Source organism: Conexibacter sp. JCM 18997 (assembly GCF_055391915.1).
Map to the genome: position 1 here is coordinate 946,957 of NZ_AP043885.1, position 10,584 is coordinate 957,540.

19 protein-coding genes are annotated in these 10,584 nt (G+C 71.0%); all 19 read left to right on the forward strand.

The window, feature by feature from the left end:
• The first annotated feature begins 453 nt into the window (after nucleotides 1-453).
• On the forward strand, nucleotides 454-834 hold the full coding sequence (locus tag ACZ5UI_RS04890) for a hypothetical protein (RefSeq protein ID WP_464194806.1): 381 nt from the start codon (nucleotides 454-456) through the stop codon (nucleotides 832-834).
• 412 nt (nucleotides 835-1,246) lie between these two features.
• Nucleotides 1,247-1,462 (forward strand): helix-turn-helix domain-containing protein, encoded by a 216-nt coding sequence (locus tag ACZ5UI_RS04895; protein ID WP_464194808.1) that lies wholly within the window; start codon nucleotides 1,247-1,249, stop codon nucleotides 1,460-1,462.
• Between the two features lie 78 nt (nucleotides 1,463-1,540).
• Entirely contained in the window at nucleotides 1,541-1,939 is a 399-nt protein-coding gene (locus ACZ5UI_RS04900) for a hypothetical protein (RefSeq protein WP_464194810.1), read from the forward strand.
• A complete protein-coding gene (locus ACZ5UI_RS04905) occupies nucleotides 1,936-2,481 on the forward strand; it encodes a hypothetical protein (RefSeq protein ID WP_464194812.1) in 546 nt (181 codons plus the stop codon). Before ACZ5UI_RS04900 ends, ACZ5UI_RS04905 begins: the two co-directional genes overlap by 4 nt.
• Entirely contained in the window at nucleotides 2,478-2,837 is a 360-nt protein-coding gene (locus ACZ5UI_RS04910) for a hypothetical protein (protein ID WP_464194814.1), read from the forward strand. Before ACZ5UI_RS04905 ends, ACZ5UI_RS04910 begins: the two co-directional genes overlap by 4 nt.
• Entirely contained in the window at nucleotides 2,834-2,992 is a 159-nt protein-coding gene (locus ACZ5UI_RS04915; RefSeq protein ID WP_464194816.1) for a hypothetical protein, read from the forward strand. The genes ACZ5UI_RS04910 and ACZ5UI_RS04915 overlap by 4 nt, the downstream gene beginning before the upstream one ends.
• Nucleotides 2,989-3,171 carry a hypothetical protein gene (locus ACZ5UI_RS04920; protein WP_464194818.1) on the forward strand — a complete coding sequence of 61 codons (183 nt, stop codon included), beginning with the start codon at nucleotides 2,989-2,991 and terminating at the stop codon, nucleotides 3,169-3,171. The genes ACZ5UI_RS04915 and ACZ5UI_RS04920 overlap by 4 nt, the downstream gene beginning before the upstream one ends.
• Before the next feature lie 116 nt (nucleotides 3,172-3,287).
• Nucleotides 3,288-3,656 carry a hypothetical protein gene (locus tag ACZ5UI_RS04925; RefSeq protein WP_464194820.1) on the forward strand — a complete coding sequence of 123 codons (369 nt, stop codon included), beginning with the start codon at nucleotides 3,288-3,290 and terminating at the stop codon, nucleotides 3,654-3,656.
• Nucleotides 3,653-3,880, forward strand: coding sequence for a hypothetical protein (locus ACZ5UI_RS04930; protein WP_464194822.1), 228 nt, complete (start codon nucleotides 3,653-3,655; stop codon nucleotides 3,878-3,880). Before ACZ5UI_RS04925 ends, ACZ5UI_RS04930 begins: the two co-directional genes overlap by 4 nt.
• Nucleotides 3,877-4,110, forward strand: a complete 234-nt coding sequence (locus ACZ5UI_RS04935) for a hypothetical protein (protein WP_464194824.1) — start codon at nucleotides 3,877-3,879, stop codon at nucleotides 4,108-4,110. The genes ACZ5UI_RS04930 and ACZ5UI_RS04935 overlap by 4 nt, the downstream gene beginning before the upstream one ends.
• On the forward strand, nucleotides 4,107-5,633 hold the full coding sequence (locus ACZ5UI_RS04940) for an SNF2-related protein (protein ID WP_464194826.1): 1,527 nt from the start codon (nucleotides 4,107-4,109) through the stop codon (nucleotides 5,631-5,633). Before ACZ5UI_RS04935 ends, ACZ5UI_RS04940 begins: the two co-directional genes overlap by 4 nt.
• A complete protein-coding gene (locus ACZ5UI_RS04945) occupies nucleotides 5,630-6,217 on the forward strand; it encodes a hypothetical protein (protein ID WP_464194828.1) in 588 nt (195 codons plus the stop codon). The genes ACZ5UI_RS04940 and ACZ5UI_RS04945 overlap by 4 nt, the downstream gene beginning before the upstream one ends.
• A 35-nt stretch (nucleotides 6,218-6,252) precedes the next feature.
• Complete coding sequence (locus tag ACZ5UI_RS04950) at nucleotides 6,253-7,032, forward strand: hypothetical protein (RefSeq protein ID WP_464194830.1); 780 nt, start codon at nucleotides 6,253-6,255, stop codon at nucleotides 7,030-7,032.
• A 2-nt stretch (nucleotides 7,033-7,034) separates the two neighbouring features.
• Nucleotides 7,035-7,286, forward strand: a complete 252-nt coding sequence (locus tag ACZ5UI_RS04955; RefSeq protein WP_464194832.1) for a hypothetical protein — start codon at nucleotides 7,035-7,037, stop codon at nucleotides 7,284-7,286.
• 3 nt (nucleotides 7,287-7,289) lie between these two features.
• Nucleotides 7,290-8,288, forward strand: a complete 999-nt coding sequence (locus ACZ5UI_RS04960) for a pentapeptide repeat-containing protein (protein WP_464194834.1) — start codon at nucleotides 7,290-7,292, stop codon at nucleotides 8,286-8,288.
• Between the two features lie 4 nt (nucleotides 8,289-8,292).
• Nucleotides 8,293-8,514 (forward strand): hypothetical protein, encoded by a 222-nt coding sequence (locus ACZ5UI_RS04965; protein ID WP_464194835.1) that lies wholly within the window; start codon nucleotides 8,293-8,295, stop codon nucleotides 8,512-8,514.
• Nucleotides 8,511-9,389 (forward strand): hypothetical protein, encoded by an 879-nt coding sequence (locus ACZ5UI_RS04970; RefSeq protein WP_464194837.1) that lies wholly within the window; start codon nucleotides 8,511-8,513, stop codon nucleotides 9,387-9,389. Before ACZ5UI_RS04965 ends, ACZ5UI_RS04970 begins: the two co-directional genes overlap by 4 nt.
• Nucleotides 9,390-9,399: 10 nt before the next feature.
• Nucleotides 9,400-10,422 carry a hypothetical protein gene (locus tag ACZ5UI_RS04975; protein ID WP_464194839.1) on the forward strand — a complete coding sequence of 341 codons (1,023 nt, stop codon included), beginning with the start codon at nucleotides 9,400-9,402 and terminating at the stop codon, nucleotides 10,420-10,422.
• Complete coding sequence (locus ACZ5UI_RS04980; protein WP_464194841.1) at nucleotides 10,419-10,583, forward strand: hypothetical protein; 165 nt, start codon at nucleotides 10,419-10,421, stop codon at nucleotides 10,581-10,583. Before ACZ5UI_RS04975 ends, ACZ5UI_RS04980 begins: the two co-directional genes overlap by 4 nt.
• Nucleotide 10,584 lies beyond the last annotated feature (1 nt).

A 10,584-nucleotide genomic window follows, 5' to 3' on the forward strand; every position in this document is an offset into this window, starting at 1 on the left:
GCTCGCGCACATCTCACGAAACGGACGCGGATCGCTGCGCGGACCGAACCAGAAATCGCCGATACGGTCTTGATGCCGCATGAGCGGAGAGGCACGGCGGCCGCCTCAGAGGGCATAGGACTCGCTGCCAGGGCGACTGCCGCGAACGCCAAGACCCTCAATACATGCTTGAGCCAGGTCGATTTGCAGCCGTTTCGGCGCGAGGTCTTCGCACGATTGCCGCAAAGAGGGAACAAATGCGTCGACATAGGTGCGGCGTCTTGTGCCACGCTGGTCTCCGTGCCTATTGGCGATTCGGTCAACGAGGGTCCCGTCGAGGGGAACACGCGTTCTCCTGCTCCGTCCGATGAGCGTTCTAGCTTTCGCGATCCGGAGTCGCCGGTCGCCGGCCCCGGGGGTCTCCCGCACCAGGCGGGAGGGGATACCGCGACCGCAGCGCCGGAGGAAGCGCTAGTGGGCATCAACGAAGACCAACTCGACCTGGGCCAGCTGCGACCGATCGTGATCACGAGAACGGTCGTCGGCCTCAACGGCGAGCCCGTCGACGTCGTCATCGACGTCCCGATGCCCGGCGGGTGGGAAGGGCCACCTGCGCAGCCCCGCCTCAGTGTGGTCGCTGACGCGCCGGCCATCACCAAACCTGCGCCGAAGTCGACCCGTTCACTGCTGGGGGAGGCGTTCCTCGAGGTCGGCACCACGGCTCGTTCCGTCGCCCTCAGTCTCCCCGACTGTGACGAGCGCGCTTCGCTGCTGCGGGACGCTGATCACTTCCTGGCGCAGGCGTCACTGCGCGGCGCGCGCCCCGCTCTTCAAGAGCGCTCTCAATCCGCCTGAGCTGATCTAGGGCCGCGTCGAGGCCGACGACGCGCTCATCCAGCGACTCGCGCGCAACCAGTAGGCGGTACTCCGCGAACTCGTCGGGATGCACGCTGAGCGCTGTGGCCACTGCCTCGATGAGTGCCCGATTAGGCGCTCGCTGTCCGCCGATGACCTTACGCAGCATGCCCAGGCTGGTGCCCTCAACGGCAGGGTCATAGGCCGCAGTCCCAACGCGCTCGACGCTCGTCCCGCGCTCGGCTGCCAGCGCGCGCAGGCGTTCGCTGAAGGGCTGGGCTTGATCGTCTCCTCGCACGCCGTGCGTGATCCAAGCGGGGTTGAGACCGGCTGGCAATAGACGAGCAGTCTCAAGACCTCTTGACACGAGACGTCGTGGGTTGATACAACTTGGGTCATGGCCGCTCAGCCCATGACCCCGCTCAAGCGGATCCTCCAGGAGGAGGGCCGTCGCCAGAGCTGGCTCGCCAACCGCATCGGGATGCACGAGTCCCAGCTGTCGCGAGTCGTCAACGGGCTGCACGCCGACGACGCTACCTGGGCCGCGATCGCCGCAGCCCTTGGTCGGCGGATCGATGAGGTCCGCCATCCCGTGCCGAGTTCTTCAGCGCTTTCGGAGGCGGCATGACCACCACCGCACCCCTGAACAAGATCGGCGCCGCGGCCCTGGCAGGCCCGGCGCCACGACCCACGGAGACGCAACTCCATGAGCACCGATAACGGTACCGCGGCGAGCGGGCCGTACGTCATCACTGTCACGACGCCCTATCGCAGCGACGCCGGCGATGCTCCGTCCCACGCGTTTGAACCAACGGTGACGCGGCGGGCTGTTGCCACGCTCGAGGAGAAGCGGGCCGCGATCGGCGAGCTCACTCGCAACGCTCCCGGGATCTCCATACACGCCGCCGACGATGGCGGCACGATCGGCCCACTGCCAGACGGGACCGTGATCGAGGTCGCGCCGACCCTCAGCTGGGGTGGCGCGCCGATCGGAATGGCCCGCTGGCTGCGCGAGGACCAGGGCTGGTCGATCCCCGCCGGCATGGACGACGACGAGGCCATCGCCGCGTTCAACGCGGCGCAGACGGAGGCGATGGCGGCATGAACCCGATCGCGAGCCACACCATCCGCGGCCAGATCCTCGAACCCGCCCTCGAAGCACGCGGCGCCAACCTCGCCGAACAACGCCTCATCGACGCCCGCGACACCCCCGAAGTCGACTCCCTCATCGAGGAGATCCTCGCCACCAAGCAATACGGCGTCCCGCCGCGCGTCCGCGCCCGCCTCCTCGCCTACGCCCAACGAATCGCCCAGCTGAACGCCAGCGAAGGCGAACACGAACGCGCCATCGCCGGCGTCGCCGACGAACTCGCCGAACACCTCCGCCACCGCGAGCTCAACAGCGGCCTGCGCAAGACGCTCACCGTCCGCGCCATCGCCCGCCGACTCCGGCCCGTCCTGCCGATCCTCGACCAGCCCGCCGGCCACGACGCCGCAGCGATCATGCGCGCGCACCGCACCTTCCACGACATCGCCAGCCAGGTACCCGCCTGCGAACTGCTGACCGGCAGCATCGCCCACGAGCTACGCGACACCGCCTACGGCCAGCTGCAGCGCGTCCACGCCTCCTGGAGCAACGCACGATGAGCCCGCTCGTCATCGCCGCCAGCATCACCGTCCTCGGCTGGCTCGCCCACAAGCTCACCGCAGCCATCCGCCGACGCCTCCAAATCCGCGACCACGCCATCGCGCAACGCACCGCCTACGACCTCGGCTTCGACGAGGGCGGCGCCAACTACGCCGCCGGCAAGCCCGCCCCTCACTTCACCGGCGACCTCGTCGACTTCAACCCGGCCCTGCCCGCCTCCCAGCGCGAGCACTGCCGCCGCTTCTCGATCCTCAGCCACCAGGACGCCGGCCGCCACGACGGCTGGTGGCAGGCCGCGCGCGCCGACCTCACCCCGGCCGGCATCACCCGCATGGTCCAGGAGACGCAAGCATGACCGTCACCGGCGGCCTCATCTACGGCCTCGGCATCATCGCCGCCATCGTCTGCCTCGTCTGGTGCGCCGTCGACCTCGGCCGCGAGCTCCGTGCCCAGCCCGGCCTCACCGAGCGCGAAGTCCAGGCGCAGCTGTACGGCAGGAGCACCCGATGAGCCGCGGCGACGTGCTCGAGCGCCTCGACCACACCGTCGAGGACCTCGAAGACGACACCTGCGCCTGCGGCTCCATCCGCGACGACGGCCACTGCCCCTGGTGCAACCCGGCCGACGGCGTCCAATACGTCCCCGCCCGTGTCGCCGTCCACTACCGCGAAGGCGGTACGTCGTCGTGACCGTCATCCCGATCACCCGGCCGCATGGCCGGCGCCCGCACGAACCGCTCACCGACAGCGACGACCTGAATACCCGTCGCACGGCACCGGCCCGGAGCGTCGCCGGCGCACCCGCGGTGAGCCCTTCCTCTCCTGACCGTGCGGACGCCGGCCAGGCGGCCGACTGGTGGGAGAACCGGACCAACCTCAGCGACCTTTGGCGCTTCCTCGAGGACCGCTGCGACGCCCCGCACAACGAGGTCGCCTACTTCCTCGACGAGCCCTGGAAGTGGGCGCCCGAGTACGAGCAGATGCGCGCCGAGCAGGACGACGACGCGCCAGTCGGAATCCCCGACGACGGCGGCGCGCACACCTGCCGGTGCGGCCACGGCGCGTTCACCGTGTGGGACTGCGACGGGTGGAAGCGCGAGCACGTCGTCGTCAACGACGAGGGCCGCACCGTCCAGTCCTGCCCCGAGTGCGACCGGGAGCTCGTGGTCGCATGAGCGTCGACATCCTGCCCGACGACCTCTGCGACCGCGGCTGCGACCGGCCCGCCGAAACGGTCGTCCAGGGCCTGTTCGGGCCGCTGCGCGTCTGCGCCCGTCACGCCGCCAAGCCGGAGCCGAAGCCGGCCCGTCCGGCCGTCGCGCGCGTCGGCCTGGTCGAGCTCAACGACGAGGCCCGAGAGGGCCGGTACGCCAACTGGCTGGGGGACCGCGGGCTATGAACCGCCAAGACGCCTGCCGCGCGCATGTCGTTGCGGTCAATCGACTGATCGGAATTCAACGCGATCCGCTCGGCGCGGTGACCAGGGCGCTCGCCTGGGCTGGCCATGACGACGCCGTTCGCCGCGCGATGGAGCTCTACGACAAGGCCGACCGGGCGGAGGCCGCCGCAAGCATGACCCGCGCCCGGTACTACCGCGTGTGGGCTGACCGAATGGCGCTGGCGCGATGACCCTTGCAACCGCCGAGCCGGCCGTGCAGCTACCCGTCAAGACCAGCCCGTGGCCTCACCAGGTCGAGGCGTTCGAGTTCACCGCCGCCCGTAAGGCCAGCATGCTCGAGATCGGCATGGGCGGCGGCAAGGGCCTCTGCGGCGTCGCGCTCGCCGAGCACGTCCACGCCAGCCAGGTCCTCATCCTCTGCCCCAAGAGCGTCCTCGGCGTCTGGCCGCGCCAGTTCGCCGACCACGCCCAGCGCGACTGGGCCGTGTGGAACGGGCACGTCGTCGGCGCCCGCGGACCGCTGCGCAACCCCAGCGTCGCCCGCCGCGCCGTCGCCGTCCTGGACCACTGCAAGCTCGGCACCATCACCCGCCGGCCCGCCGCCGTCGTCGTCAACTACGAGGCGTTCTACCAGGGCGACATGTGGAAGATCCTCCACGGCACCGACTGGGACCTCGTCATCCTCGACGAAAGCCACCGCCTCAAGGCCGCCGGCGGCGTCCAGTCGCGCAAGGCCCACCAGCTGTGCGAGCGCGTCCGCCGCCACGGCGACCGCATCCTGCAGCTCACCGGCACCAGCTGCCCTCACTCAGAGCTCGACCTGTACGCGCAGATGCGCGCACTGGACACGTCGATCCTCGGCACCAGCAACGCCGCCTTCCGCGCCCGCTACGGAGCCCGCAAGGTCAAGTACCGCCACGCCGACGGCACGCCCGTCTACCTCGACGGGCCCGCCGGCCAGCCGATCTACGACGGCGTCCGCGAAGACCGCCGCGACGAGCTCCTCCAGCGGGTCGCACCGCACATCTTCCGCGTCCCCCAGCAGCAGCTCGACGAGCAGCTCGGCCTGCTCGAGCCCGTCGATGACTACCGCACCTGCGAGCTCGAGCCGGCCACCCGCAAGGTGTACGGCGAGCTCGAGCGCGACGGTATCGCCCAGGTCGACGCCGGCGTCGTCACCGCCGCCAACGCCATGGTCCTCGTCCTGCGACTCGCGCAGGCCACCAGCGGCTTCGCCAAGGACGCCGACACCGGCGTCACCCACCAGCTGACCGACACGCCGGAGAAGGCGCGCCTGCTCGCCGACACGCTCGAGGACCTCCCCCGTCGCGAGCCGATCGTCGTCATCGCCCGCTTCCACCACGACCTCGACCAGATCCGCCAGGTCGCCGAGCGCCAGGGCCGCCGCTACGGCGAGCTGTCCGGCCGACGCGCCGACGGGCTCACCGCCGACAGCACCATGAACCCCGACGTCGACGTCCTCGGCGTCCAGATCCAGGCCGGCGCCGAAGGCGTCGACTTCAGCCGCGCCCGCTACTGCATCTACTACACGGTCAGCCACGCGCTGGGCCAGTACCAGCAGTCACGCAAGCGCGTCCACCGCCCCGGCCAGCAGCGCCGCGTCACCTACATCCACCTGCTCGCCGAGGGCACCGTCGACGAGGCGATCTACCGGGCGCTGATCGAGCGCCGCGACACGGTCGAGCAGTTCCTCGCCCACCTCAACAACCTCAACCGGAAGGACACGCCGTGAGCGACACCACCGCCACCGCGCCCGCCGCACCCGTGCGGGACCCGTTCGACGCCGTACTCCCAACGGAGGCCCGGCACACCATCCTCGCCCAGGGCGACGCCCTGCGCCGCCTCGCCGACGAGCTCGACAGCGCCCCCGACGAGACCACGCTCGACCTATTCATCGCGCTGGACCAGCTGAAGAAGCAGGCCAAGGCGATCAGCGACAAGGCGCAGAAGATGATCGGCGACCGCGAGAGCGGCCTCATGGGCGCCCTCCTGGAGGAGTTCGCCGAAGAGGGCGTCAGCAGCAAGCGCCACTCCAAGAGCGGCCGGCTCGCGCACATCAACACCCGCGTCTTCGCCAAGGCGCTCGCCGAGAAGTCCGAGGTCGCGATCGTCATGCGCGACGTCGACGAGATGAGCGACTTCGTCGAGTTCGGCTTCAACCTGCAGACCGTCAGCTCGTGGTTCAGCGAGCGCAAGAAGGGGCTCGAGGAGGCCGGCACCCCGGTCACTGAGGACGCGCTGCGCGCGCTCATCCCCGAGCAGCTGCGCGGCCTGCTCGACGTGACGTTGTCCCCGGTCATCTCCACCCGCGCCTGACCGGCGCCGGCCCTCGAAAGGAACTACGAGTCACCATGACCAGCACCGCGATCGCCACGATCGAACCCGGCGGCTTCCTCGCGTTGAACCATGACATCAGCGAGGTCAAGGGCTTCATCGCCGACAACCTCGCCGGCCAGGACGTCAACGAGTTCGACCTCACCCGCCTGTCCGTCCCGTCGGGCAAGGCCACCAAGTACCGCTGGGAGGTGCCGACCCTCGACGGCAGCGAGACCGTCGACGAGATCAGCGGCATCATCGTCTTCCAGAAGCAGACCCGGTCGTTCTGGCCGCGGTCGATCGACGACGGCGGCGGCAGCATGCCCCCGTCCTGCAGCAGCCCCGACGCCAAGACCGGCTTCGGCAAGCAGTGGGCCACCAGCGAGGACCCCGACCCCGACGGTGACGCCCGCGAGCTCGCCTGCGCCCTGTGCCCCAAGGCCCAGTTCGGCTCCGACGGCGGCCGAGGCCAGGCGTGCAAGCAGAACGGCCAGCTGTTCCTCCTCATGGGCACCGGCTTCCTGCCCAGCGTCGTGCAGGTCTCCCCGATGTCGCTCGGCGCGCTGAAGAAGTACATGCTCGCCCTCGCCAACGCCGGCCTGCGCTACGACCAGGTCCTCACGATCCTGGCGCTGGAGAAGAAGGCCAACCAGGGCGGCACCGAATACGCGCAGATCTCGCCTCGGGTCGGCGGCCGCCTGGACCCGGACACGGCCGAGAAGGCCCGCGCGTACGGCGACACGCTGCGCCCGACGTTCGAGGCGGCTGCAGCGGCCGCCGCCGCGGCACCGGCGCCCGAGCCCGCCCAGGCGTAGCCGTGCCCGACGCCCCGGCACCCCAGGAGCTCCGCGAGCTCGCCCGGTCGTTCGTCGCCATCGCCCGCGACCGCGGCCTCACCGAACTGCGCGCGGAGCTCCAGCAGAACGGCAGCCGCGTCGAGGTCCTCATCGAACGGGACATCGACCTGGACGCCCAGCAGGTCGTCGCTGAGCAGGTCACCGTCAAGGTCGGCGCCAAGAGCCGGCCGCGAACCATCGTCGCCGCGCCCGCCGCGTGGCTGGAGGACTGAACCGTGAGCATCGAGATCAAGTCCTGGAAGGACGGCAGAGTCCTCTACGTCGCCGAAAACGCGAGCGACATCCGCACGGCGCTCGAGGAGGCCACACGGCAGCGCGCGAACCTGGGCTACGCGAACCTGGGCTACGCGAACCTGCGCTCCGCGGACCTGCGCTACGCGAACCTGCGCTCCGCGGACCTGGGCTACGCGAACCTGGGCTCCGCGAACCTGGGCTACGCGAACCTGCGCTCCGCGGACCTGCGCTCCGCGGACCTGGGCTACGCGAACCTGCGCTCCGCGGACCTGCGCTCCGCGGACCTGCGCTCCGCGAACCTGCGCTCCGCGAACCTGGGCTCCGCGAACCTGGGCTACGCGAACCTGGGCTACGCGAACCTGCGCTCCGCGGACCTGGGCTACGCGAACCTGGGCTACGCGAACCTGCGCTCCGCGGACCTGCGCTCCGCGGACCTGGGCTACGCGAACCTGGGCTCCGCGAACCTGGGCTACGCGAACCTGCGCTCCGCGGACCTGCGCTCCGCGGACCTGGGCTACGCGAACCTGCGCTCCGCGAACCTGGGCTCCGCGGACCTGCGCTCCGCGAACCTGGGCTACGCGGACCTGCGCTCCGCGGACCTGCGCGGCTTCCGTGTGGACCTGTGGGACGTGCTCGATCACGCCCCCGGAGAGGTGGCCGGCATGCGCGCCGCGCTCGCCGAAGGACGCGTCGACGGGTCGACTTACTCCGGCGAGTGCAGCTGCCTCGTCGGAACGATCGCCAAGCTACGGGGCGGCGACGCGGAAGACGGTGAGACGCTCGAGGCGATCGGCATCGAACGCGATGCCAATCGACCCGCCGAGCAGTGGTTCATGCCGATCACCCGCGGCGACGTGCCCACCGCCGACGGGGCGGACCACAACTCCGAAGGTGCGTTCCGTGCGACCATCGCCGTTCGCTGGATCGATGAGTGGACCGAGTCGCGAGCGCTGATCGCCAAGGCGCTGCAGGCGGCCTGACGTCATGGCCCTCTCCAATCTCGAGGCCGCCTGGGTCAACACCCTCGCGCGCCACTTCGGCGCCGAGCCGCGACAGAGCGTCGGCAAGCCCGCACCGACCAACGCCGAGGTCGAGAAGGCGCTCGCCGGCCTGGCCGATCACGCCAACGCCAAGCTCATGGCCGGCGTCACCGGCAACGACGTCCGCCGTGCCTTCCTCGAGAACGCACAGGCGGCCGCCGCATGACCGCCATCCTCGAAGCGATCCGGTCGGAGATCGAGCCGCTCGAGCAGCGCCTCGGCGTTCTGCGCGAGCTGGAGACGCTGGCGCGCCAGCTCGACCCCAGCAGCAGCGAGGACGGCGCCGTGGAGGAAGCCGAGGTGCCGCCGGCGGCCTCGGCCCGCGCGCCGCGCAAGCCACGGCGCAGCGCGGCGCCGGCCGACGCCAGGACCGCCCGGCCGGGGCCCGCGGGCGTCACCTGGGCGTTCCAGCAGCTGGGCCGGCCCGCGATCGCCCGCGAAGTCGCCGAGCTCGTCGGGCTGCGGGAGGCGACCGTCGCATCGACGATGCGCGACATGGTCGAGGCCGGGACGCTCGTCGTCGCCGGTCACGGGGAGCGCGCGAACGGCAACAGCAACGGCCGACGGCCGATCCTCTACGCGGTCCCGGAGATCTCCGACGCCGCGGCCGCATCCCCAACGCGAACGGCCACGACCGTTCCGCTGCCTGAGCTGAAGGAGGCGATCGTCGCCCACCTGCAGGCGCGGCCAGCGAGCGAGCAGGACCTCGCGACCCGCCTCAAGGTCGACCGCGAAGACGTCGCGTTCGCTGTCGGCGAGCTGCTCGTCGACGACCAGGTCGCGCTGGATCCGAACGGCACGTACCGTGCCACAACGACCGCTGGGGGGGGGTCCCACAACGGGGACAACCCACGCACCCGGCTCGTCGAGCTCATCAAGCGGATCGGCGGCGGCGTGACCACCACGGAGCTCCGCTTCCAGATCGCCAAGAAGGACATCCGTGTCGGCAACCTCGAGCAGACGCTCGAGGAACTGCTCGCCGAGGGTGCCGTCGCGTCCGAGCCCAACGCGGCCGGCGATGCGGTGTGGAGCGCCGCGTGAGGTCGCGCCCGTGAACCCTGTCGAGTTCCTCACCGAGCTGTGGGGCGGCACCCCGCCCGGACTCATCCAGATCTGGGAGCTGCAGCGCCGCCGCTCCGGCTACTACCGCGCCCCCGTCGGCACCGCCGGCCTCAACGGACGCGCCGACGTGTACACCGCGGTGGCACTCGCCCACAAGAACCTCGGCGCCAGCAAGCGCGCCCGCGCCGACCAGGCCGTCGCCATCGCCGGCCTGTGGCTCGACATCGACGTCGACGGCGGCCCCAACCGCAAGACCGGCGGCGTCCCCACCGTCGAGGACGCGATCACGCTCGCCCACCACTACGCCGCGCCGACGCTCCTGATCAACAGCGGCTACGGCGTGCACGCCTGGTACCTCCTCGACGGCGGCCCGTGGCGCTTCACCAGCCGCGAGCAGCAGCAGACAGCTGGCCAGATGAGCGCGCAGTGGTACGCACTTCACCGCGCCGAAGCCCAGCAGCACGGCTGGGGCCTGGACCACACGCACGACCTCGCCCGCCTGCTGCGCCTGCCCGGCACGATCAACGCCAAGGGTGGGGGACAGGCCCGCGTCGAGCTCATCGACCAGGGACCCCGCCAGGTCCTCACCGTCCTGCGCGCCCTGTGCGACACCGCCGGCGCCGTCCTCGTCGACGCCTCCAGCAGCGACCCCGACACCGGCGGCGCGCTCCCGGAGATCGTCGCCCGTGACGGCCGCATCGACTCCGACCGCCTGAACGCGCTCGTCACCAACAGCCCCGAGTTCGCGTCCGCGTGGCGGCACCAGCGCGGCGCCGGCTGGACGATGAGCGAGTACGACCTGTCGATCGCCACCCAGGCCGCCCAGGCCGGGTTCACCGACCAGGAGCTCGCTGACCTCATCGCCCACCACCGGCGCCTCTGGGATCCGGCTGACGCGAAGGCGACCCGCCTGGACTACCTGCGCCGGACGATCGCCCGGGCGCGCACCACCGGGCAGCGCAGCAGTGCCGCTGAGCGCCTGGCCCAGCTGGCAAGGACGGGGTCGGCATGACCGCCGCGTATCTGGGCCCGCACGTGGTGCTGACGCTGCCCGAGATCCGTCGCGTTCACGAAGCGCTTGACGGCGCCGGCGACGACACCGCTCGTTCGATCACCGCGAAGGCCGCCGCGGCCCTTGCGGCCGACCCGACGTTCAGGACGCCCTCACCATGAA